The sequence below is a fragment of the Pseudomonas sp. BJa5 genome (assembly GCF_030272875.2).
Lineage (GTDB): Bacteria > Pseudomonadota > Gammaproteobacteria > Pseudomonadales > Pseudomonadaceae > Aquipseudomonas.
Genome location: NZ_JALRNG020000027.1, coordinates 1 through 22,769, shown reverse-complemented (window position 1 = coordinate 22,769; position 22,769 = coordinate 1). Strand labels below are relative to the sequence as shown.

The 22,769-nt window shown below is 64.9% G+C and carries 19 protein-coding genes; 15 read left to right on the top strand and 4 right to left on the bottom strand.

What is annotated here, in order from left to right; genetic code table 11:
- Positions 1–52 precede the first annotated feature (52 nt).
- From alg8 to M2D63_RS16120, 14 genes are all read left to right on the top strand, one after another.
- Entirely contained in the window at positions 53–1,543 is a 1,491-nt protein-coding gene (alg8, locus tag M2D63_RS16185) for a mannuronan synthase (protein WP_285863955.1), read from the top strand.
- Between the two features lie 37 nt (positions 1,544–1,580).
- A complete protein-coding gene (locus M2D63_RS16180) occupies positions 1,581–2,747 on the top strand; it encodes an alginate biosynthesis protein Alg44 (protein ID WP_285863954.1) in 1,167 nt (388 codons plus the stop codon).
- A 124-nt stretch (positions 2,748–2,871) separates the two neighbouring features.
- Positions 2,872–4,242 (top strand): alginate biosynthesis TPR repeat lipoprotein AlgK, encoded by a 1,371-nt coding sequence (algK, locus tag M2D63_RS16175; protein WP_405310308.1) that lies wholly within the window; start codon positions 2,872–2,874, stop codon positions 4,240–4,242.
- Positions 4,239–5,720, top strand: coding sequence for an alginate export family protein (locus tag M2D63_RS16170; RefSeq protein WP_285863952.1), 1,482 nt, complete (start codon positions 4,239–4,241; stop codon positions 5,718–5,720). Before algK ends, M2D63_RS16170 begins: the two co-directional genes overlap by 4 nt.
- 18 nt (positions 5,721–5,738) lie before the next feature.
- On the top strand, positions 5,739–7,304 hold the full coding sequence (gene algG, locus M2D63_RS16165; protein WP_285863951.1) for a mannuronan 5-epimerase AlgG: 1,566 nt from the start codon (positions 5,739–5,741) through the stop codon (positions 7,302–7,304).
- Between the two features lie 10 nt (positions 7,305–7,314).
- The gene (locus M2D63_RS16160; protein WP_285863950.1) at positions 7,315–8,715 is read left to right on the top strand and encodes an alginate O-acetyltransferase; all 1,401 of its coding nucleotides are present in this window, start codon (positions 7,315–7,317) and stop codon (positions 8,713–8,715) included.
- 7 nt (positions 8,716–8,722) lie between these two features.
- Positions 8,723–9,916, top strand: coding sequence for a mannuronate-specific alginate lyase (locus M2D63_RS16155; protein WP_405310305.1), 1,194 nt, complete (start codon positions 8,723–8,725; stop codon positions 9,914–9,916).
- Between the two features lie 158 nt (positions 9,917–10,074).
- Positions 10,075–11,532: an MBOAT family protein gene (locus tag M2D63_RS16150; RefSeq protein WP_285863949.1), complete on the top strand. Its 1,458-nt coding sequence runs from the start codon at positions 10,075–10,077 to the stop codon at positions 11,530–11,532.
- Positions 11,533–11,543: 11 nt separating this feature from the next.
- Positions 11,544–12,701 carry an alginate O-acetyltransferase gene (locus M2D63_RS16145; protein ID WP_285863948.1) on the top strand — a complete coding sequence of 386 codons (1,158 nt, stop codon included), beginning with the start codon at positions 11,544–11,546 and terminating at the stop codon, positions 12,699–12,701.
- Between the two features lie 13 nt (positions 12,702–12,714).
- Positions 12,715–13,371 carry an alginate O-acetyltransferase AlgF gene (locus M2D63_RS16140; RefSeq protein ID WP_285863947.1) on the top strand — a complete coding sequence of 219 codons (657 nt, stop codon included), beginning with the start codon at positions 12,715–12,717 and terminating at the stop codon, positions 13,369–13,371.
- Positions 13,372–13,404: 33 nt separating this feature from the next.
- Positions 13,405–14,856 (top strand): mannose-1-phosphate guanylyltransferase/mannose-6-phosphate isomerase, encoded by a 1,452-nt coding sequence (locus tag M2D63_RS16135; RefSeq protein ID WP_285863946.1) that lies wholly within the window; start codon positions 13,405–13,407, stop codon positions 14,854–14,856.
- 137 nt (positions 14,857–14,993) lie between these two features.
- On the top strand, positions 14,994–15,455 hold the full coding sequence (locus M2D63_RS16130) for a multidrug transporter (RefSeq protein ID WP_285863945.1): 462 nt from the start codon (positions 14,994–14,996) through the stop codon (positions 15,453–15,455).
- Positions 15,456–15,612: 157 nt separating this feature from the next.
- Entirely contained in the window at positions 15,613–15,873 is a 261-nt protein-coding gene (locus M2D63_RS16125) for a thioredoxin family protein (protein ID WP_285863944.1), read from the top strand.
- Between the two features lie 36 nt (positions 15,874–15,909).
- Positions 15,910–16,734, top strand: a complete 825-nt coding sequence (locus M2D63_RS16120) for an SDR family oxidoreductase (protein WP_285863943.1) — start codon at positions 15,910–15,912, stop codon at positions 16,732–16,734.
- Here M2D63_RS16120 and M2D63_RS16115 read toward each other — a convergent pair whose 3' ends face one another.
- The 4 genes from M2D63_RS16115 to M2D63_RS16100 form a co-directional block, all read right to left on the bottom strand.
- The gene (locus M2D63_RS16115) at positions 16,735–18,189 is read right to left on the bottom strand and encodes an efflux transporter outer membrane subunit (protein ID WP_285863942.1); all 1,455 of its coding nucleotides are present in this window, start codon (positions 18,187–18,189) and stop codon (positions 16,735–16,737) included.
- A complete protein-coding gene (locus M2D63_RS16110; protein WP_285863941.1) occupies positions 18,186–19,256 on the bottom strand; it encodes an HlyD family secretion protein in 1,071 nt (356 codons plus the stop codon). The genes M2D63_RS16115 and M2D63_RS16110 overlap by 4 nt, the downstream gene beginning before the upstream one ends.
- 23 nt (positions 19,257–19,279) lie before the next feature.
- Entirely contained in the window at positions 19,280–20,821 is a 1,542-nt protein-coding gene (locus M2D63_RS16105) for an MFS transporter (RefSeq protein ID WP_285863940.1), read from the bottom strand.
- A 104-nt stretch (positions 20,822–20,925) separates the two neighbouring features.
- Positions 20,926–21,831 carry a LysR family transcriptional regulator gene (locus M2D63_RS16100; protein ID WP_285863939.1) on the bottom strand — a complete coding sequence of 302 codons (906 nt, stop codon included), beginning with the start codon at positions 21,829–21,831 and terminating at the stop codon, positions 20,926–20,928.
- A 165-nt stretch (positions 21,832–21,996) separates the two neighbouring features.
- Between M2D63_RS16100 and M2D63_RS16095 the strand changes: the two genes are divergently transcribed.
- Positions 21,997–22,440, top strand: coding sequence for a universal stress protein (locus tag M2D63_RS16095; protein ID WP_285863938.1), 444 nt, complete (start codon positions 21,997–21,999; stop codon positions 22,438–22,440).
- Positions 22,441–22,769: the final 329 nt, after the last annotated feature.

Here is a 22,769-nt window from a genome sequence, read left to right as displayed (position 1 = left end):
CAGGCGCGGGGCCTTCGGGCTCCGCGCACCACCTCCCCCCTACTGGATACGGATGCAGAACATGCAAAGGCTCAAGCACGGCCTGCTACAGGTCGCCGGATGGCTGTTCTACGTGAGCCTGCTCATGTCGATCGCCCTGGCCTTGCCCAACTCGATTTTCGACCCCGACTCGAAGGACTTCATCTTCCTCGTCGGCGCCGTCGGCATCTGGCGCTATTCCATGGGTGCCACGCACTTCGTGCGCGGCATGCTGTTCCTCTACGTGGTCTACCCGCTGCTGCGGCGCAAGGTGCGCAAGCTGGGCAGCGCCGCGGACCCGTCGCATGTGTACCTGATGGTCACCAGTTTTCGCATCGATGCCCTGACCACCGCCCAGGTCTACAGCTCGGTGATCCGCGAGGCGATCGCCTGCGGCTACCCGACCACTGTGGTCTGCTCGCTGGTGGAAATGTCCGACGAACTGCTGGTGAAAAGCCTCTGGGAAAAATTCAATCCGCCAGACCGCGTCACCCTCGACTTCGTGCGCATTGCCGGCACCGGCAAGCGTGACGGCCTGGCCTATGGCTTTCGCGCCATCTCCCGCCACCTGCCGGACGAGAACGCCGTGGTGGCGGTGATCGACGGCGACACCGTGCTCGGCGAAGGCGTGGTGCGCAAGACCGTGCCCTGGTTCAAGCTGTTCGCCAATGTCGGCGGCCTGACCACCAACGAATTCTGCGAAGTGCGCGGCGGCTACATCATGAGCGAGTGGCACAAGCTGCGCTTCGCCCAACGCCACATCAACATGTGCTCCATGGCCCTGTCCAAGCGCGTGCTGACCATGACCGGGCGCATGTCGGTGTTCCGCGCCGCGGTGGTGACCAACCCCGAGTTCATCGCCGACGTCGAGAACGACTCGCTGCAACACTGGCGCCTGGGCCGCTTCAAGTTCCTCACCGGTGACGACAAGTCCAGCTGGTTCAGCCTCATGCGCCTGGGCTACGACACCTTCTACGTGCCGGATGCGGCGATCAACACGGTCGAGCACCCGCCGGAAAAAAGCTTCATCAAGGCCAGCCGCAAGCTGATGTACCGCTGGTATGGCAACAACCTGCGGCAGAACTCCCGGGCCCTGGGCCTGGGTATCCGCCGCCTGGGCCTGTTCACCAGCGTGGTGCTGTTCGACCAGCGCGTGTCGATGTGGACCAGCCTGCTGGGCCTGACCGTCGCGGTGATCGCCAGCCTCAAGTTCGGCCCGGCGTTCCTGCTGGTGTACCTGCTGTGGATCGGCATCACCCGGCTGATCCTGACCATCATGCTGCTGTGCTCGGGCCACACCATCGGCCCGGCCTACCCGCTGATTCTTTATTACAACCAGATCGTCGGCGCGATCATGAAGATCTACGTGTTCTTCCGCCTCGACAAGCAGTCCTGGACCCGCCAGCCCACTGCCCTCAAACGCGACCTCGCCAGCTTTCAACAATGGTTCAACACCTGGTCCTCCCGGACCATGACCTTCTCGGCGGCCAGCATCTTCATTGCTGTGCTGTTCATGGTCGTGTGAGCCGGAAACCGATTGGATTAAACAGGAACAAATCGCCATGAATACCGCCGTGAACGTCAATGTCGTGCATGAGTCCGAAGCCCAGCGCCAGCACGCCCGGGTGCGCATCCCGGCCAAGTTGCGGTACCTGGGGGCCAGCCGCGAAACCCTGGAAGTGAAGGTCGACGACCTGTCTGCCGGGGGCCTGAGCTTCCATGCCAAGCACCCGCTGAAAGTCGGCGAAGTGCTGCGCGGTCGCCTGCAGTTCACCGTCGACAAGCTGGGGCTGGCCATGGACATCGAGTTCCAGGTGCGCTCCTTCGACACCTCCAGCGGCCGCACCGGCGTGCAGTTCCAGAACCTCGAACCACGCGACATCGCCACCTTGCGGCACATCATCACCTCGCACCTGTCCGGCGAGCTGATCACCATTGGCGATGTGCTGAGCACCCTGCAACGCGACAACTTCACCAAGGCGCGCAAGCACAAGGACAGCAACGACGGCATGAGCGCCCTGGGCCGCCTGCGCGCGGTGACCTTCAGCCTCGGCGTGTTCGTGGTCGGGGTGGCGGCGTTCGGCTTCATCGCCAAATCGGTGTACGGCCTGTACTTCGTCAGTCATGCCCAGGCCGGCGTGGTCAGCGTACCGACCACCAACGTCACCATGCCGCGCGACGGCACGCTGCAGAGCCTGGTGGAGAACGGTGGCAATGTGCTCAAGGGCGCACCGCTGGCCTCCTTCAGCACCAGCATGCTGGACATGCTCAAGGGCCACCTGGACGACCAGCAACTTGAGCCGGCCAAGGTCGAGGAACTGTTCGGCAAGCAGTTGAGCGGCACCCTCACCAGCCCCTGCGATTGCGTCGTCGCCCGCCAGCTGGTGGACGACGGCCAGTACGCGAGCAAGGGCCAGGTGATCTTCCAGCTGATTCCACGCACCACTACCGCAACGGTTGAAGCACGCTTCAGCTACCGCCAGTTCGACGACGTCCAGCCCGGCACCCGGGTGCACTTCACCGTGGCCGGCGACGACGAGCGCCGCAGCGGCCAGATCATCAGCAGCACCAGCCTGAACAGCGCCGACCTGTCGTCGGACATCCGCGTGCAGATCAAGCCGGACGACGCCCTGCCCAGCGAGCTGGCCGGACGCCCGGTGGCAGTGGACAGCAATCGTGGCCCGTCGCTGGACTGGCTGATCGACAAAGCCGTGGCCCGTGGGCTTTGATAAGGGGTTGCCTGTGAATATGCTCAATACCCCCCCTGTGGGAGCGGGCTTGCCCCGCGATAGCCATAAGCACTGCACGGACTTCATCGCGGGGCAAGCCCGCTCCCACACTGTCCTTGGTCTGATGCTGGCTATCAGCCTGGCCGGTTGCGCCGGCCTGCCCGACCAGCGCCTGGCCAACGAAGCGCTCAAGCGCGGTGACACGGCCCTGGCCGAACAGAATTACCGGCAACTGGCCGACCTCGGTTACAGCGAAGCCCAGGTTGGGCTGGCCGATATCCAGGTGGAAACCCGCGACCCGGCCAAGCTCAAGCAAGCCGAGGCGGCCTACCGCGCTGCCGCCGATATTTCGCCCCGCGCCCAGGCTCGTCTCGGCCGCTTGCTGGCAGCCAAGCCTCAGGCCACCGAGGCCGAGCGCCAGGAGGCCGAAACCCTGTTGAAAAAGGCCTTCGCCAATGGCGAGGGCAACACCCTGATCCCGCTGGCCATGCTCTACCTGCAATACCCGCAGAGCTTCCCCCGCACCAGCGCCCAGCAGCAGATCGACCAGTGGCGCGCCGCCGGCTACCCCGAGGCGGGCCTGGCCCAGGTGTTGCTGTACCGCACCCAGGGCAGCTACGACCAGCATCTGGATGAGGTCGAGCGGATCTGCAAGGCCGCATTGACCCGCACCGATATCTGCTATGTCGAACTGGCCACCGTGTACCAAAAACGCGCGCAAGCCGAACAACAGGCCGCGTTGATCGAGCAGGTAAAAAGCGCCTACCAACGCGGCGCGATCCCGGCCTCCCGGGTCGACAGCGTCGCCCGCGTCCTGGCCGATCGCAGCCTCGGCCAGACCGATGAAAAAACCGCCCAGGCCCTGCTCGAACAGGTCGCGCCGGTCAACCCGGGGTCCTGGGTCAGCCTGGCGCAACTGCTCTACGACTTCCCGGAACTGGGCGACAGTGACCAGTTGATGGGCTACATCGACAAAGGCCGCGCCGCCGAGCAACCGCGCGCCGAGCTGCTGCTCGGTCGCCTCTACTTCGAAGGCAAGAGCGTGCCCGCCGATGCCCAGAAGGCCCAGACGCACCTGCAGAACGCCGCCAACGCCGGCGAAATCAGCGCCCATTACTACCTCGGTCAGCTCTACCGCCGTGGCTACCTGGGCAGTGTCGACCCGCAAAAAGCCGTCGACCACCTGCTCAATGCCGCCCGCGGTGGCCAGCTCAGCGCCGACTACGCCCTGGCCCAGTTGTTCAGCGAAGGCCACGGCATCCGCCAGGACCTGGTCAACGCCTGGGTCTTCATCCAACTGGCACAAGCCAACCCCAGCGATCAGTCGCGGGCGCTGGCCGAGCAGCTCGACCAACAACTCACCCCGGCGCAGAAAGCCCAGGGCCTGCGCCTGCTGCTACAGGAGCGCCAGGCCCGTGGCGCCATGGGGCCCGGCCCCGGCGCCCTGGCCCTGCAAGCCGTGCAACAACCCGAACAAGGCGAGGACTCCCTATGACACTCAATCCGTGGATGAAAGCCGGCCTGGGCCTGGGCTTCGCCCTGCTCTGGTCGTGCCCGACCCTGGCAGCCATGACCGCCGAGAAGAACTTCGGCCTGGACGTGAAGATTACCGCCCAGTCCGAAGACGACCGCGACCTGGGCACCCGCTCCGGCGGTGACGTCAACGGCGTGGGTCTGGACCTGCGCCCCTGGGTCTACGGTGAACGCGGCAACTGGAGCGCCTTTGCCATGGGCCAGGCGGTGGCTGCCACCGACATCATCGAGACCGACACCCTGCGCCAGTCGGGTGACGAGGCCGAATCCGACAACGGTAGCGCCGATGGCCGCGAAGCCGACAAGAGCTACCTGGCCATGCGTGAATTCTGGATCGGCTACAGCGGCCTGACCGCCTACCCGGGCGAGCAACTGCGCTTCGGTCGCCAGCGCCTGCGCAATGAAGACGGCATGTGGCGCGACACCAATATCGAAGCGCTGAACTGGACCTTCGACACCACCCTGCTGCGCGCCAACCTGGGCGTGGCCGAGCGCTTCAGCGAGTACCGCACCGACCTCACCGAACTGGCCCCCGAAGACAAGGACCGCCTGCACGTCTACGGCGATGTCGCCACCCAGTGGACCCCCGGTCACTGGGTTGGCCTGCGCGCCCACCACACGCATGACGACGGCAACCTGAAAAACCCGGGCGAAACCGTCGACGCCCTGGACAAGACCCGCACCGGCGATCTCACCTGGCTGGGCCTTGAGGCCAACAGCGATGCCTACAACTGGCGCAACCAGAACCGCGTCAATTACTGGGGCAGTGTGACCTGGCTGACTGGTGATCGCGACAGCCTCAACACCACCACCGTGAACGGCGAACAGGTCGCCAGCGGCCAGCAGAGCGGCGACGTCAACGCCTGGGCCACGGACTTGGGTATCCGCCTGCGCCTGGACCCCAACTGGCAGGTCGGCGCCGCCTATGCCCGTGGCAGCGGCGGCGGTGGCAGCGACGGTTCGGGCAACTACGAGCAGACCGGTCTTGAGAGCAACCGCTCCAACTTCACCGGCACCCGCTCGCGCGTGCATCGCTTCGGCGAAGCCTTCCGCGGCGAGTTGGGCAACCTGCAGGCCGCCACCCTGTTCACCTCCTGGCAGCTGCGCGACGACTACGACGCCAGCCTGATCTACCACAAGTTCTGGCGCGTCGATGGCGACCAGAACATCGGCAGCAGCGGCATCAACGCGGTGGTCGACGACAACGGCATCAACCGTCCGCTGATCCAGGGCGAGAAAGACCTGGGCCAGGAAATGGACGTCGTGGTCACCAAGTACTTCAAGCAGGGCCTGTTGCCAGCCTCCTTGAGCCAGTCGATCGACGAGCCGTCGGCACTGGTGCGCTTGCGTGCTGGCGTGTTCAAGCCGGGTGACGCCTACGGCAAGGAAGCGGACTCGTACATGCACCGCGCTTTCGTCGACGTGGTCTGGCACTTCTGATGCCTGGAGTGCACTGATATGAGCCTTCAATCCAACGCCCTGCAACGCCTGCTGGCCGGCACCCTGCTGCTGGCCAGCAGCATCGCCCTGGCCAACAGCCAGGCCTCGGCTCCGCTCGCCAAGGGGCTGCAGCAAGCCAAGACCTACACGGTCAGCAGCGCGCCGATCGAGCCGCTGCAGATCCCGGCGCCGACCCTGCCGGACCTGTCGGGCTACACCGCCCAGGCCGTGCAGAAAAAGATCGAGCGCAGCCGCAAGGGCAAGGTTTCGGTGCGACGCATGCTGCAGGAAAACGCCCTCAAGGAATTCATCGGCGGCGACAACAAGATGGCCGAATGGGTGGCACGCCAGCACGGCATCCCCCAGGCGATCTTCATCGATGACGGTCATGTCGACTTCACCGAGCTGAGCAAGCGCGTGCCCAAGCAGTACCTGAGCGAAACCGCGCCAGGCGTGTACCTGGCGCGCCTGCCGATCGTGGTCGGGCAAAAGGGCGTGCTGGAGATCGACGCCAAGGTCAAGGAACTGCGCCTGTCCCAGGAGGGCGGTTCGTTCATCGTCAACGACGGCAAGCTGTTCGTCACCGACAGCAAGGTGACCGGCTGGCGCGAGAAGGACAACGGTCCGGCCACCTTCCGCTCGCCCAAGGAGTTCCGCCCGTTCCTGCTGTCCTGGGGCGGCACCGAGACCTACATCGTCAACAGCAAGATGGCCAGCTTCGGCTATGCCAAGTCCAAGTCCTATGGCGTGAGCATTTCCCAATACACGCCGAACATGGCCAAACAGATGGGCCGCCCGGAACCCACCGGCTGGATCATCGGCTCCGAGTTCAGCGACATGTGGTACGGCTTCTACTGCTACGAGACCAGCGACTTCGTGGTCAAGGACAGCACCTACCGCGACAACATCGTCTACGGCATCGACCCCCACGACCGTTCGCACCGGCTGATCATCGCCGGCAACACCGTGTACGGGACCAAGAAAAAGCACGGGATCATCGTCTCCCGCGAGGTCAACGACAGCTGGATCATCAACAACAAGAGCTATGACAACAAGCTCTCGGGCGTGGTGATCGACCGTAACAGCGTCAACAACCTGATTGCCTACAACGAGATTTATCGCAACCACACCGACGGCATCACCCTGTACGAAAGCGGCGACAACCTGATCTGGGGTAACAAGCTGATCAATAACCGCCGCCACGGCATTCGCGTGCGCAACAGCGTGAACATCCGCCTGTACGAAAACGTCGCCATGGCCAACGGCCTGGTGGGCGTCTACGGGCACATCAAGGACCTGTCCGACACCGACCGCGACATCGCCCTGGACCCGTTCGACACCAAGGTCTCGCTGATCGTGGTCGGCGGCGAACTGGCGGCCAATGGCAGCGGCCCGCTGTCGATCGACTCGCCCCTGAGCGTCGAGTTGTACCGGGTCTCGCTGCTGGCGCCGAGCAAGGCCAATGGCATCAGCTTCTCCGGCGTGCTGGGTGAGCGTCAGGACGAGATCCTCGACCTGATGGTGCGCCAGCAGAAAGCCGTACTGATCGACCCGGTCGAACGCCAGACCGAAATGGCGGATTGAGGAAGCCCACATGACCCCACACCTGATCAAACTGCTTGGCCTCGGCGCCGCCCTGCTGGCGACCGCCGACGCGGCCCGCGCCGCTGACGTACAGGCGCCGAGCTTTACCGCCGAGCCCTGCTGCCAGCTGTGCCCCGAGGCCCATGACGCCAGCCGCTACACCACCCGCTACCAACAGAACTTCACCACCCTGATACAGGCCCGGGGCGACTGGCTGTTCCGCACCCGCGAGGACCTGCGCACCGAGTTCGACACCACCCCGGCCGGCTATCGCCGCCTGCAGCAGTTGCACGATGCCTTCAAGGCCAGGGGCGTGGAGCTGGTGATCGTCTACCAGCCGACCCGTGGCCTGGTGAACCGCAACATGCTCAATCCGGCCGACAAGGCGGCCTTCAACTACGCCAAGGCCCTGGGCAACTACCAGGCCATGCTCGGGCGTTTCAGCAAGATGGGCTACCACGTGCCCGATCTCTCGCCGCTGACCAACGAGCAACTGGCGGCCGCCGACCAGGGCAAGGACTTCTACTTCCGTGGCGACCAGCACTGGACGCCGTACGGCGCCGAGCGGGCGGCGAAGATCGTCGCCGACACCGTGCACAAGATGCCGGCGTTCGCAGGCATCCCCCGGCGTGAGTTCGAGAGCCACAAGTCCGGGCGCATGGGCAAGACCGGCACCCTGCACAACGTCGCCGGGCAACTGTGCGGCACCAGCTACGCGGTGCAGTACATGGACCAGTTCGTCACCGAGCCCAAGGGCGAAAGTGGCGGCGACGACCTGTTCGGCGATTCCGGCAACCCGCAGATCACCCTGGTCGGCACCAGCCACAGTGGCAAGAACTACAACTTCTCCGGTTTCCTCGAACAGTACATCGGTGCCGACGTGCTCAACGTCGCCTTCCCCGGCGGCGGCCTGGAGGGCTCGATGATCCAGTACCTGGGCAGCGACGAATTCCAGAACAAGCCGCCGAAGATTCTCATCTGGGAGTTCTCGCCGCTGTATCGCCTGGACCAGGAAACCATCTGGCGGCAGATGCTCGCCCTGATCGACAACGGCTGTGAAGGCAAGCCTGCGCTGATGAAGGCCAGCACCGCCCTCAAGCCCGGCAAGAACGAGCTGATGGTCAACGGCAAGGGCGGCGTGATCAAGGACCTGGTCAATGGCCGCCACCAGCTGGACATCCGCTTCGAGGACACCTCGGTCAAGGTATTGCAAGCCACCCTGTGGTACCTGAACGGTCGCCACGAGGACGTGAAGATCGAGAAGCCGGAGACCTCCGACACCGACGGGCGCTTCGCCTTCCAGCTGCGCGAGGACGAGGACTGGGCCAGCCAGACCCTGCTCGCCGTGGAACTCCAGGGGCCGCAAAGCGGCAGCCAGAAGGTCGAGGCCACGCTCTGCAAACGCAAGTGAGTCACTTATGAACAGATTCAGCACAATCCCCACTTCTGTGGGAGCGGGCTTGCCCCGCGATTCAAGCGAACACAGCATCGCGGGGCAAGCCCGCTCCCACAAGGGGCGCTCCCACCGTTTCTGCGTATCGGTGCTCGCCCTGGCCCTGTTCGGCCCGCTCGCCCAGGCCGCCGGGCTGGTTCCGCCCCAGGGCTACTACGCCGGGATCGAGAAACTCAAGACCGGTGGCGGCTACAAATGCGAGGCCGTCCCCAAGCCCTATACCGGCAAGTTGCTGTTTCGCAGCAAATACGAAGGTTCGGACGGCGCCCGCGCGACCCTGAACAAGGCCTCGGAAAAGGCCTTCCGCGACTCCACCGCGAGCATTACCACGCTCGAGCGCGGCGTCAGCCAGCAGGTGATGCAGTACATGCGCGACGGCCGCCCGCAGCAGCTGGACTGCACCCTAGAGTGGCTGGGCACCTGGGCCCGTGCCGATGCGCTGATGTCCACCGACTACAACCACACCGGCAAGTCCATGCGCAAATGGGCCCTGGGCAGCTTGAGTTCGTCCTGGCTGCACCTGAAGTTCTCCAGGTCCCAGCCCCTGGCCGCACACCAGCAGGAGGCCGAACTGATCGAGAAGTGGTTCGCGCGCCTGGCCGACCAGGTGGTCAAGGACTGGAGCGGCCTGCCGCTGGCGAAAATCAACAACCACTCCTACTGGGCGGCCTGGTCGGTCATGGCCACGGCCGTGGTCACCGACCGCCGCGACCTGTTCGACTGGTCGATCAAGGAATACCGGGTGGCCGCCAACCAGGTCGACGCCCAGGGCTTCTTGCCCAACGAGCTCAAGCGCAAGCAGCGTGCCCTGGCCTACCACAACTATGCCCTGCCGCCGCTGGTGATGATCGCCAGCTTCGCCCAGGCCAACGGCGTCGATGTGCGTCCCGAGAACAACGGCGCACTCCAGCGCCTGGGCGATCGGGTGCTGGCCGGGGCGAAGGATCCGAGCCCCTTCAAGACGAAGAACGGCGAGAAGCAGGACATGCACGACCTGAAGGTCGATAGCAAATACGCCTGGCTCGAACCCTGGTGCAGCCTCTACCGCTGCAGCGCCGCTGTGCTGGAAAAGAAGCACGCCATGCAGCCGTTCCGGAATTTCCGCCTGGGCGGCGACCTGACCCGGGTCTATGACCCGCAGGCTGAACAGAAGAAATGAGGTAGGACCAATCGCCGGTCAAGCCCGCTCCCACAGGAGCGCGGCGAACCCTGTGGGAGCAGGCTTGCCCCGCGATGCTATTGAACGCTCCCCGCTGATTTTTCACGGGGGGTTTGGGGGGCTGCTGCCCCGACTGATAACGACAAGGAGAGATCGGGATGGTGTTCTCGTCCAACGTGTTCCTGTTCCTGTTCCTGCCGATCTTTCTCGGCTTGTACTACCTGAGCGGGCAACGCTATCGCAACGCACTGTTGCTGCTGGCCAGCTACATTTTCTACGCCTGGTGGCGGGTGGACTTCCTCGCCCTGTTCGCCGGGGTGACCCTGTGGAACTACTGGATCGGCCTGAAGGTCGGCGCCGCCGGCGTGCGCACCAAACCGGCCCAGCGCTGGCTGCTGCTCGGCGTTGCGGTGGACCTGTGCATCCTCGGCTACTTCAAGTACGCCAACTTCGGCGTGGAGAGCATCAACGCGATCATGACCTCCTTCGGTCTTGAGCCGTTCATCCTGACCCATGTGCTGCTGCCGATCGGTATCTCGTTCTACATCTTCGAGTCGATCAGCTACATCATCGACGTGTACCGCGGCGACACCCCGGCCACGCGCAACTTGATCGACTTCGCCGCCTTCGTGGCAATCTTCCCGCACCTGATCGCCGGCCCCGTGCTGCGCTTCAAGGACCTGGCCGACCAGTTCAACCACCGCACCCACACCCTGGACAAGTTCTCCGAGGGCTGCACGCGGTTCATGCAGGGCTTCATCAAGAAGGTGTTCATCGCCGACACCCTGGCGGTGGTCGCCGATCACTGCTTCGCCCTGCACAACCCCTCCACCGGCGACGCCTGGCTTGGCGCCCTGGCCTACACCGCGCAGCTGTACTTCGACTTCTCCGGCTACAGCGACATGGCCATCGGCCTGGGCCTGATGATGGGTTTCCGTTTCATGGAGAACTTCAAGCAGCCCTACATCAGCCAGTCGATCACCGAATTCTGGCGGCGCTGGCACATCAGCCTGTCGACCTGGCTGCGCGACTACCTGTACATCACCCTGGGCGGCAACCGCGGCGGCACCGTTGCCACCTACCGCAACCTGTTCCTGACCATGCTGCTGGGCGGCCTGTGGCACGGCGCCAACGTCACCTACATCATCTGGGGCGCCTGGCACGGCATGTGGCTGGCCATCGAGCGGGCCCTTGGCATCGACACCAACCCGCAGCGCTTCAACCCGATCAAGTGGGCCTTCACCTTCCTGCTGGTGGTGGTCGGCTGGGTGATCTTCCGCGCCGAGAACATGGAAGTGGCCGCTCGCATGTACGGCGCCATGTTCAGCTTCGCTGACTGGCAGCTGTCGGAACTCAACCGCGCCAACCTCACCAGCCTGCAGGTCGCCACCCTGCTGGTGGCCTACGCGACCCTGGCCTTCTTCGGCCTGCGCGACTTCTACCGCAACGCCAGGCCCGCGCCCAAGGCCAGCCCGGTGGCCGTGCAGGCCGACGGCAGCCTGAGCCTGGACTGGGGCCTGTACCTGACTCGCGCACTGGTGTTGCTGCTGTTCGTCGCCTCGATCCTCAAGCTCTCGGCGCAAAGCTACTCGCCGTTCCTCTACTTCCAGTTCTGAGCGAGCCGACCATGACCCGATCATTACGCAAACTCTATTCCCTGTTGTTCCTCGCCCTGTTGCTGGGCCTGGGCCTGTGGTCGCTGGGTGCCTTGAGCGGCTTCCAGCGCACGGCGCAGATGAGCGTGCTCGACGGCAAGCTGGCCAAGGCCGCCGAGACCCACTACGACGAGCAGTTCCCGCTCAAGCGCATCGGCACCAACCTGTGGGCGGCGCTGGACTTCACCCTGTTCAACGAAGGCCGTCCCGGCGTGGTGCTGGGCCGCGAGCACTGGCTGTTCAGTGACGAAGAGTTCAAGCCGATCGCCGGCAGCGACCAGTTCGAACAGGAGAACCTGGCGCTGATCCGTGGCGTACACGACACCCTGCAGCAGCGCGGCGTGCAACTGGTGCTGGCCATCGTCCCGGCCAAGGCGCGCCTGTACAGCGAGTACCTGGGTGAGCAGACCCCGTCCACCCTGCACAGCGACCTGTACAACGAGTTCCACGCTCAGGCACGCCAGGCCGGGGTGTTCGCCCCGGACCTGCTGGCGCCGCTGCAAAGCGCCAAGGCCCACGGCCAGCTGTTCCTGCGCACCGATACGCACTGGACGCCGATGGGCGCCGAAGTAGTCGCCCAGCAGCTGGCCGAAGCTGTCAGCCGGCAGAACCTGCTCAACGGCGAGCCGCAGCCGTTCGTCACCGAACAACGCCAGAGCGCCCCGTACAAGGGCGACCTGACCAACTTCCTGCCGCTCGATCCACTGTTCAGCAACCTGCTGCCACCGCCGGACACCCTGCAACAGCGCAGCACCCGCCCGGCCGAAAGCGCAGCACAAGACGGCGACGCCCTGTTCGCCGACAACCAGATCCCGGTGGCGCTGGTCGGCACCAGCTACAGCGCCAACGCCAACTGGAACTTCCTCGGCGCCCTGCAGCAGGCCCTGCGCAGCGACGTGGTCAATTACGCCGAAGACGGCCATGGCCCGCTGCTGCCGATGCTCAAGTACCTGCAGAGCGATGCCTTCAAGAGCAGCGCCCCACAGGTGCTGATCTGGGAGTTCCCGGAACGCTATCTGCCAATGAAGAACGACCTGGGCGACTTCGATCCGCAGTGGATCGCCCAACTGAAAAAAACCCGAACTGCCAACCAAGACCTGGCCCAGTCGTCCATCCGGACGCCACACTGAAGAGGAAATACCCATGACCTTGCACACCACCAAGCACCGCATCGCCAAAGCCTGCGCCCTGGCCGCAGGTCTGAGTCTGCTCTCGCTGCAGGCCTTCGCCGGCGCCGACGCCGCGCTCTACGGCCCGAGCGCGCCGAAGGGCTCGACCTTCGTGCGCATCTTTAACGCCGGCAACCAGGCGGTCAGCGCCAGCGTCGGCAACACCAAGATCAACGAGGTGGCCGCCCAGGCCAGCAGCGACTTCAGCTTCATGCCCCAGGGCGACTACAGCGCCCAGGTCGGCAGCCAGAGCGTGCCGGTCAAGCTCGCCTCCGATCACTACTACACCCTGGTCAACCACGCCTCGGGCACGCCGCAACTGGTCGAGGAACCGCCATTCAAGAACAAGCAGAAATCCCTGGTACGGGTGCAGAACCTCAGCGACCAGGCCCTGACCCTGAAGACCGCCGACGGCAAGACCGAAGTGGTCAAGGCGGTAGCCGCCAAGGCTCGCGGCGAGCGCGAGATCAACCCGGTCAAGGTCAGCCTGGCGCTGTATGAGGGCGACAAGAAAATCAGCGACCTCAAGCCCGTGGCCCTGGAGCGCGGCGAAGCCGCGGTGCTCTACGTCACCGGTTCCGGCAGCAACCTGTCGCCGGTCTGGGTCAAGCGCCCGGTATCGACCCGTTAATCACCTGCCTCTTTCAATCTTCGGAGAACTCTCATGATTCCAGTCATCCTGTCCGGTGGTAGCGGTTCGCGTCTGTGGCCCCTGTCGCGCAAGCAATTCCCCAAGCAGTTCCTGGCCCTGACCGGTGAGCACACGCTGTTCCAGCAGACCCTCTCGCGCCTGGTGTTCGAAGGCATGGACAGCCCCGTCGTGGTCTGCAACAAGGACCACAAGTTCATCGTCAGCGAGCAGTTGAGCACCCTGAAACTGCAAACCCAGGGCATCCTCATGGAACCCTTCGGGCGCAACACCGCCCCGGCGGTGGCGCTGGCCGCGATGAAGCTGGTCAACGAAGGTCGTGACGAGCTGATGCTGGTACTGCCCGCCGATCACGTGATCGACGACCAGAAAGCCCTGCAGCGAGCCCTGGCCCTGGCCACGGTGGCGGCCGAGCGCGGCGAAATGGTGCTGTTCGGGGTGCCGGCGACCAAACCGGAAACCGGCTACGGCTACATCAAGTCGAGCCAGGATGCCCTGCTGCCCGAGGGCGTCAGCCGGGTGGCGCAGTTCGTCGAAAAGCCGGATGAACAGCGCGCCGCCGAGTTCGTCCGCAGCGGCAACTACTTCTGGAACAGCGGCATGTTCCTGTTCCGCGCCAGCCGCTTCCTCGAAGAACTGAAAAAGCATGACCCGGATATCTACGACACCTGCCTGCTGACCCTGGAGCGCAGCGTCGAGGACGGCGACAACCTGAGCATCGACGAAGCCACCTTCGCCTGCTGCCCGGACAACTCCATCGACTACGCGGTGATGGAAAAGACCCAGCGCGCCTGCGTGGTGCCGCTGAGTGCCGGCTGGAGCGATGTGGGCTGCTGGTCGTCGCTGTGGGACGTGCACGAGAAGGACGACAACGGCAACGTCACCAAGGGCGACGTGGTGGTACAGGACAGCCGCAACTGCATGATCCATGGCAACGGCAAGCTGGTGTCGGTGATCGGCCTTGAGAACATCGTGGTGGTCGAGACCAAGGACGCGATGATGATTGCCCACAAGGACAAGGTCCAGGGCGTCAAGCAACTGGTCAACACTCTCAACGAGCAAGGCCGCAGCGAGACCCAGAACCACTGCGAAGTGTACCGGCCGTGGGGCTCCTACGACTCGGTGGACATGGGCGGGCGCTTCCAGGTCAAGCACATCACCGTCAAGCCCGGCGCCAGCCTGTCGCTGCAGATGCACCACCACCGTGCCGAACACTGGATCGTGGTGTCCGGCACCGCCGAAGTGACCTGCGACGAGAACGTGTTCCTGCTCACCGAAAACCAGTCCACCTACATCCCGATCGCCTCGGTGCACCGCCTGCGCAACCCGGGCAAGATCCCGCTGGAGATCATCGAGGTGCAGTCGGGCAGCTACCTGGGTGAGGACGACATCGAGCGCTTCGAAGACATCTACGGACGCTCGACACCGATCGAGCGCGGGATTTCGATCAAGACCATCGCTCAGTAAAACCCCATCGCGGGGCAAGCCCGCTCCCACAAGGTTGACACAAGACCTGTGGGAGCGGGCTTGCCCCGCGATGCTTTTTTGAGGCCCACCCGATTTCCAGTTAGGATAAAAGCTCACAGGCACTCAAGGCTTCATCCATGCTGATCGGCGCCCTGCTTATCCTCACCTGGCTGGTCCTGCTGCTGCGCTACCCGGCCAAGGCCCTGCCCATCTCCCTGGCTGCGGTGTTCGGCCTGGGGCTGGTTGCACTCTGGGTGGTCTGGCAGGACAACCGCGAAACCAAGCAGTTGGCACGCCTGGACCTGCGCCTGAGCTACGCCCCCGAACACTGTCCCGCCGACCGCCCGCTGCGGGTGCAGATGAAGAATGGCAACGACGTACCGCTGCTCAACGTACGCTGGCGCGTGGCGGCCTACGCACCGGGTGACAGCGTCAACCTCAGCGAAAACACCTACAGCGCCCCCCGCTACCGCGGCCCCGAGCTGCAACCTGGCGCCGACTGGAGCGACTGCCTGCCTTTGCCGCCGCTGCGTTCCGGGTATCGCCCGCAGTCCCTGGAGTTCCGCGCCGAACAGCTGCAAGGCAGCTTCGCCAACTAGTATTTTTGTCAGTTACCCCCTGCGCGAAAATGACGTTCAATCAGGCCAGTTCAATGCCGCCTGGAACAAGCATATGGGACAGCTCGTGGAGATCGGACCCTGCGACAGCGACAGGGTCAACCAGCTTTTGGGGTGCACTGCTCGCGTTCGACCGTCAGTGATCTTGCTGTATGCCAGGCACTGTCCGCCCTGTGAGCAGCTGCACCCGCAAGTCGAGCAGGTAGCCCGACTCACCCCCGAAGTGGACTTCTATGCCCTGGCCGCCGAAGGGCAACGCCTGCTGTGCAAGCAACTGGGTATTGTCGGCTTCCCGGCGCAAGTGTTCATCGATCGCAACGGTAACCGCAGCGTGGTGATGGGCAGCGACTGGAGGCATATCAACAAGGCACTCGATAAGCTGCTGGGAGTGCACGTATGATCGAGCCTTCCCCCTCTTCTGCGCTCAGGTTCGCTCATGCCCATTGTCCTCATCACGGGTTGTTCCAGCGGTATCGGTCGTGCCCTGGCCGACAGCTTCAAAAATGCCGGCTTCGAGGTCTGGGCCACCGCCCGCAAAGCCGGCGATGTGGCGCAGTTGCAGGCAGCCGGCTTCAAGAGTCGTGAACTGGACGTCAACGATGCCGATGCCCTGCAACGCTTGAGTGAAGAAATCCAAAGCGCCCATGGCGGCCTCGACATACTCATCAACAATGCCGGCTATGGCGCCATGGGGCCGTTGCTCGATGGCGGCGTCGAGGCCATGCGCCGACAGTTCGAGACCAATGTCTTCGCCCTGGTCGGCGTCACCCGCGCGCTGTTCCCGGCATTGCGCCGCAACAAGGGGCTGGTGGTGAATATCGGCAGCGTGTCCGGCGTGCTGGTCACCCCCTTTGCCGGCGCCTATTGCGCCTCCAAGGCGGCGGTGCACGCCCTGAGCGATGCCCTGCGCCTGGAGCTGGCGCCCTTCGGTGTGCGGGTGATGGAGGTGCAGCCAGGGGCCATCGCCTCGCAATTCGCCAGCAATGCCGGACGCGAAGCGGAACAGGTGATCGAGGAAAACTCGCCGTGGTGGCCGGTGCGCGAAAGCATCCGCGCCCGCGCCCGCGCCTCCCAGGACAAGCCGACCCCGGCCAGCGAGTTTGCTCAAGGCCTGCTCAAGGCAGCGCAGCAACCGCAGCCTCCGGCGTTGCTGCGCCTGGGTAATGGCAGCCGTGCCCTGCCATTGCTGCAAGCCTGGTTGCCCCAGGGCTTGCTGCAGCGGGTACTGAAAAAGCGCTTCGGCCTCGACGGCGTACTCTGATCAACCCTGTGCCGCGAGCTGCGCCGTCGGTTCGAACGACTGCCAGCCGCCGCCCAGCGACTTGTACAGGCCGACCAGCGCCTGGGACACCGCCGCCGAACTTTCGACCCATTGCTCCTCGCTGGCCAGCAAGGCGCCCTGCACGCTGAGCACGTTGAGAAAATCCACCGCCCCCTCCACGTACTGCTGCTGCGCCGTCTGCAAGGCAATGCGGTTCTGCCGCACCGCTTCGGCCAGCAGGTCGCGACGCAGCTGGCTGGCGTTGTACAGGCGCAGCACATCATCGATTTCGTGCCAGGCGCCCAGCACCACCTGTTGGTAGTGCAAGGCCGCTTCCTGCTGCTGGGCCTCGCGCAACTGGAGCACGCCACGCAGGCGCCCGCCTTCGAAGATCGGCAGGCTCAACTGGGGACCGATGCCGAAGCGCCGCGAGTCCCAGCCGCCGAAGTCGGACAGTTGCAGGGACTGGAAACCGACATTGCCCGACAAGCGAATACTCGGATAGAAGTCGGCCTTGGCCACACCGATACTGGCCGTGGCCGCATGCAGTTGCGCCTCGGCCTGGCGGATATCCGGGCGACGCTGGGCCAGTTCCGACGGCACGCCAATGGCAAAGCGCTGCTCTGGCGCCGGCATGGCGCCCGGTGCCAGCAGTTCGGCCTGCAAACTGCGCGGCGGCTCGGCGAGCAACAGGCTCAAGGCATTGATCAACTGTGCCTGGCGTTCCTCCAGGATCGGCAGGCGCGCCTCGATCGACGCCACCTGGGCACTGGCCTGGGCCACGTCAAGGGCGGTGGCGACGCCATCGCGCAAACGCATCTGCGACAGGCGCAGGCTGTGCCGCGAGACATCGAGGTTTTCCCGGGTCACGGCCAGGGTGCCCTGCACTGCACGCAGCTGGATGTAATCGCCGGCCGTCTCCGCCAGCAACGCCAGCAACACGCCACGCCGGTCGTTCTCGGCGACTTCGACCACGGCATCGGCGGCTTCGACCTGACGCCGCACCCGGCCCCAGAGGTCCAGCTCCCAGCTGGCGACCAGGTCGCCCTGCCAGAGGTTGAAAGCCGACTTGCCGCTGTGGCCTGAAGGATCGTTCAAGCCTTCGGCGCTGTTGCGGGCACGGCTGTAGCCCGCATTCAGATCGACCGCGGGGGTTTGCTCCGCGGCGATGCTGGTGCGCAACGCCCGGCTTTGCGCCAGTCGTGCCGTGGCGATCTGCAGGTCGAGGTTGCGCTGGCTGGCGCGCTCGACCAGGTCGCTGAGTTTGGCGTCATGAAAACTCTCCCACCAGCGTTGCTCCAGTGGCTCGGCCACCGCCTGACTGGGCGCGGGCGTTTCCTGCACGGGCGCCCAGGTGGCCGGGGCCTGGCTGGCGGGCGGGTGGAAGTCCGGGCCCAGGGTGCAGCCGGCCAGCAGGCTCAGCATCAAGGGACTGAGGGCGAACACAGGTTTCATCGGGCGCTGACCTCATTGCCGCTGGTGAGCGTGGCGCCGGTGTCGATTTTCGCCACCACCGACATGCCCACCCGCAAGCGCTGGAGCAAGGGCTGGTCGGCATCGAAGACGATCTTCACCGGAATGCGCTGGACCACCTTGGTAAAGTTGCCGGTGGCGTTATCCGGCTTGACTGCCGCGAAGGTCACGCCAGTGGCCGGGGCGATGCTCTCTACCCGGCCGTGCAGGTACTGGTCGGCGAAGGTGTCGACGCGGATCTGCACCGGCTGCCCGGGCTGTACATGGGTGAGCTGGGTTTCCTGGAAGTTGCCGACCACATAGGCCTGCTCCAGCGGCACCACCGACAGCAGCCGTGCACCCGGGTTGACGTAGGCACCGACCCGCACGGCGCGCTCGCCGACCATGCCGTCGATCGGCGCCTCGATGCGGGTATAGGACAGGTCCAGTTGCGCCCGTTCCAGGCTGGCCTGTGCATGCTTGAGGCCACCTTCGGCGCTGTCGACCTGGGCCGTGAGAATGTCCACCTGCTTGCGCGCAGCGGCCAGCGCCGCTTCGGAATTGGCCAGCCGGGCGCGGGCCTGGTCGACCCGGCTGCGCGCCTGCTGGGCGTTCTGCACGGTACCGGCGCCCTGCTCGGCCAGGCGGCTGTGGCGGGTCAGTTCATGGTTGGCAAAGGCCAGTTCAGCCTGGTCAGCGTTGACCGCCGCCAGGGCCTGGGCAATCAGCGAGGCCTGGCGCTCCAGGGTGGCGCGGGCGTTGTGGCGCTGGGCCGTGGACACCAGCAGTTGTGCCTGGGCCGCCGCCAGGGCGGCCTGGTAGTCACGGTCGTCGATCACCGCCAGCAATTGCCCGGCCTTGACCTGCTGGTTGTCCTCCACCAGCACCTGCTTGATGAACCCCGCCACCTTGGGGGCGATCACGGTGTAGTCGGCCGACACGTACGCGTCGTTGGTGCTCTGCTCGGCATCGCTGCCGAGCAATATCGGGCCGGCGATCGCGGCCAGCCCGGCGACCACCAGGGCGGCGACGATCAAGGCGGTTTTTCGATGTGTTGTTGTAGTCGTCATGTCGTTCTCTCAAGGCCACGAACCTAAGCCACCGCACGCGGCGGGTAGATCCGTGTAGGTACAAAAGGAATCAGCAGGATCAGCGCCGCGGCCAGCAGCGCCATGCACAGGTAGAGGTCGGCCGAAGTCAGCACCAGCGCTTGTTCGTGGATACGTTTGGCAAGGCCTGGGGCGCTACTGTCGGCCAGGGGTGAATTGCCCAGGCTGTCGACCAGCGCGTTGGAATGAAAATGCCGGCGCACTGTGGTCAGGGCTTCGAGCAGCCCGGTGGCGACCACCGAGGCCAGGCCCTTGATGGTGTTGAACCAGGCCGAGGCGAACGGCCCGTCCTGCGGGGTCATGCCACCGGTGGCGAGCATCAGCAGGGGGATCACCGACATCGGCTGGCCAAAGATGTGCAGCAGTTGCAGCAGGTAGAAGTTGTCGCGGATCCACACGCTGGTGAGCTGGGTGCCCAGGATGCACGACAACGACAGCATGCCCAGCCCCGTCGCCAGCACCCAACGGCAGTCCACCGCGCGGATATTGCACAGCGCGGCCACCAGCGGCAGCGCCAGCAACTGCGGCAGGGCCACCAGCAGCATCAAGGGGCCGGTCTGCACCGGACGATAGCCCTGAACCTGCGCCAGGTAGCTGGAAGGAATGACGATCGCCGCGGTGAGCACGATCAGCACGCCGAACAGCGTCACCAGAGCGTGGGTCAGGTTGCGGGTCTTGAGCATCTGCAGCTTGAAGAACGGCAAGGGCTCGGACCATTCATTGAACAGGAACAGCACCAGCAACAGCAGGCCACCGCCGAGCAGCCAGCAGATCAGCGGCGAGCTGAACCAGCCCAGGCGATCCCCCAGGGTCAGGCCGATCACCAGCGAACAGATGGCTGGCAATCCGAGCACCAGGCCGCGCCAGTCGAACTGCTTGAAGCGCTCCAGGCGCAGCGGATCCTGGGGCAGGCCCCAGGCCACACAGGCCATGGCCAGCAACGACGGCAGGATGATCTGCCAGAACGCCCACTGCCAGCCGACGTATTCGGTCCACAGCCCCGCCAGCGGCGTCCCCAGGTTCGGCCCGAACGTGGCAGTCAAGGCGTAGCCGGCCAGGCCATAGACCTTGATCCCCGGCGGCAGGAAACGCAGCGCGACGCTCATCAGCATCGGCGGCAAGGCGCCCGACGCCAGGCCTTGCAAGGTGCGCAGCAACATCAGGCTGGACAGGTTGGGCGCATAGGGTTGCAGCAGGCCCAGCAGGGCAAAGGCGGCGATGGCGCAGAGGGTGAAGCGGCGCAGGGAAAAGGTCGCCGCCAGCCATGGCGAAAAGGCCATGGCCGACACCGACGCCGCCGCGTAAACCGCGATCAGCCAGGCACCCTCATCGGCGCCGATGAACATCCCGCCACGGATATCGGCCAGCGAGGCCTTGGTGACCATCTCGTTGAGACCGGCGCACAGCACCGCCAGCAGCACACCAAGCAGGCCGACCACAATGCGCGTGCCGAAGGCTGCCGGCGCCGCAGGCGCAGCGACCGGTGTCGGCACCACAGGTAAAGGCGTCGCGGTCAGCGAACTCATGACAAACATCTCCGGGCTGGCAAGGAACCCGAAGAAGTTTACGAAGGGGCAATGTTAACGAAAATCGACATATTGACAGCTTACTAGTGCAGCAAACGCAATCCTCAGACCGGTTCGCTGCAGCAGGCCTTGAGTGTCTGGCGCAGCCAGCGGTGGGCCGGGTCGTTGTCGAAGCGTGGGTGCCAGGCCTGCATCACCGTCACCCGCTCCATCGGCAGCGGAATGGCGAACGAACGCAGCGGCAGGCCCAGCTTGCTGACGCTGCTGAGGATGTTGGCCGGCATGGGCAGCAGCAGGTCGGAGTCGGGCAAGGAGAACATCGCCGAGTGGAAGCTCGGGGTAATCAGCGCCACTCGCCGCTGCACCTTGTAGTGGGCCAGCTCGACATCGATCGGCCCGTTGGCCCGGCCACGGCGCGACACGCTGATCTGCGGGTAGGCGGCAAAGCGCTCGGGGGTGATCTGGGCGTCGAAAATCGGGTGGTCCTGACGCGCCAGGCCCACATAGAGGGTGTGGAACAGGCTCTGCATCTTGATCTCGGGCCCCAGGTCGATGGTCGAACTGACGATCAGGTCGGTGCGTCCGTCGCGCAGCACGCTATCGTCGTCGCCGACGCTTTCCGGCACGAAGCGCAACACCGTGCGTGGCGCCTGCTCATGCATCATGCGCAGCAGTTGCGCGCCATAAAGGGCGATGAACAGGTCATTGGTGCGGATGTTGAAGGCGCGGTCCAGGGTGCTCAGGTCGACCTCTTCACGGCTGCGGAACACCAGCCCGGCCTGCTCGACCAGGGCTCGCACCTGATCGTGCAGGGCCAGTGCCCGAGGCGTGGGCACCAGGCCACGACCGGCACGGACCAGGATCGGGTCGCCGATGGCCTCGCGGATGCGCCCCAGGGTCCGGCTCATGGCGGCCGGGCTGAGGTTCATGCGGCGCGCCGCGCCCACCACGCTGCCCTCGTCGAGCAGGGCGTCGAGGGCGACCAGCAGGTTCATATCCGGGATCTGCATTGCCAGGCATCCATGAGTAAGCGTGAAGAATGAGGGGATCTTAGCAGCTCGACTGCAGGCAGCAGCGTGCGCCGGACGCAATCACACAGTGCGCGGCAGGCCATTTATCCGCACCGGCGCTTGGCCAACAATGGGCGGCTCGACATTGCGCTTATGGAGTCCTGCATGCTCAGTCCGGTCCTGATTGCCATCGATGGTTCCAGCGTTTCCCGGGGATTGGTGGCACTCGCGCAACAGTTCTGCCAGCCGGACCGCCATCGCCTGCAAGTGATGCTGGCCGTCGACAGTGCCTTTGCCTTGAGCGAACCGATCAGCCTTTACGAGCAGCAGGAGTTTCCGGCGGCCACTGATGAACAGCGCCATGCCGATCAGGCGGTCGCGCAAACCTTGCATGACCTGCGGGCACTGGGCTTCGCCTGTGAAGGCAAGCTGGTTCAAGGTGAGCCGGTGGCGGCGATCGTGGCCGAGGCCCGGCGGCTCGAGTGCGCCTTGATCATCATGGGGCACCGCCACCTCAACCGGCTGGGACGGCTGCTGGATCCTTCGATCAGCAGCAAGGTCGTCGATCAGGTCAGGTGCCCGGTGCTGGTGGATTCGCGGCCGGCCTGAATCACCCGGGGCCGCGCTGCGGCCCATCGCAGGCTTCGCCAGCTCCCACAGAGGCCAGGGTTGCTCCTGCTTTTGTGGGAGCTGGCGAAGCCTGCGATGAAGGCACCACTTAACTCAGTTTCCCACAGTGGCAAGCACACCGCCGGCCCTCGTGGGAGCTGGCGAAGCCTGCGATGAAAGCACCACTCAACTCAGTTTTCCACAGTGGCAAGCACACCGCCGGCCCTTGTGGGAGCTGGCGAAGCCTGCGAAGAAGGCACCACTTAACTCAGTTTCCCACAGTGGCAAGCACACCGCCGGCCCTCGTGGGAGCTGGCGAAGCCTGCGAT

Bases quoted from the DNA above. Each gene is read 5' to 3' on its own strand.
- algK (WP_405310308.1), top strand. From the start codon at position 2,872: ATGCTGGCTATCAGCCTGGCCGGTTGCGCCGGCCTGCCCGACCAGCGC.
- M2D63_RS16155 (WP_405310305.1), top strand. From the start codon at position 8,723: ATGAACAGATTCAGCACAATCCCCACTTCTGTGGGAGCGGGCTTGCCC.
- M2D63_RS16130 (WP_285863945.1), top strand. From the start codon at position 14,994: ATGCTGATCGGCGCCCTGCTTATCCTCACCTGGCTGGTCCTGCTGCTG.
- M2D63_RS16180 (WP_285863954.1), top strand. From the start codon at position 1,581: ATGAATACCGCCGTGAACGTCAATGTCGTGCATGAGTCCGAAGCCCAG.
- M2D63_RS16145 (WP_285863948.1), top strand. From the start codon at position 11,544: ATGACCCGATCATTACGCAAACTCTATTCCCTGTTGTTCCTCGCCCTG.
- M2D63_RS16160 (WP_285863950.1), top strand. From the start codon at position 7,315: ATGACCCCACACCTGATCAAACTGCTTGGCCTCGGCGCCGCCCTGCTG.
- M2D63_RS16095 (WP_285863938.1), top strand. From the start codon at position 21,997: ATGCTCAGTCCGGTCCTGATTGCCATCGATGGTTCCAGCGTTTCCCGG.
- M2D63_RS16150 (WP_285863949.1), top strand. From the start codon at position 10,075: ATGGTGTTCTCGTCCAACGTGTTCCTGTTCCTGTTCCTGCCGATCTTT.
- M2D63_RS16170 (WP_285863952.1), top strand. From the start codon at position 4,239: ATGACACTCAATCCGTGGATGAAAGCCGGCCTGGGCCTGGGCTTCGCC.
- M2D63_RS16120 (WP_285863943.1), top strand. From the start codon at position 15,910: ATGCCCATTGTCCTCATCACGGGTTGTTCCAGCGGTATCGGTCGTGCC.
- M2D63_RS16135 (WP_285863946.1), top strand. From the start codon at position 13,405: ATGATTCCAGTCATCCTGTCCGGTGGTAGCGGTTCGCGTCTGTGGCCC.
- M2D63_RS16105 (WP_285863940.1), bottom strand. From the start codon at position 20,821: ATGAGTTCGCTGACCGCGACGCCTTTACCTGTGGTGCCGACACCGGTC.
- alg8 (WP_285863955.1), top strand. From the start codon at position 53: ATGCAGAACATGCAAAGGCTCAAGCACGGCCTGCTACAGGTCGCCGGA.
- M2D63_RS16100 (WP_285863939.1), bottom strand. From the start codon at position 21,831: ATGCAGATCCCGGATATGAACCTGCTGGTCGCCCTCGACGCCCTGCTC.
- algG (WP_285863951.1), top strand. From the start codon at position 5,739: ATGAGCCTTCAATCCAACGCCCTGCAACGCCTGCTGGCCGGCACCCTG.
- M2D63_RS16140 (WP_285863947.1), top strand. From the start codon at position 12,715: ATGACCTTGCACACCACCAAGCACCGCATCGCCAAAGCCTGCGCCCTG.
- M2D63_RS16110 (WP_285863941.1), bottom strand. From the start codon at position 19,256: ATGACGACTACAACAACACATCGAAAAACCGCCTTGATCGTCGCCGCC.
- M2D63_RS16115 (WP_285863942.1), bottom strand. From the start codon at position 18,189: ATGAAACCTGTGTTCGCCCTCAGTCCCTTGATGCTGAGCCTGCTGGCC.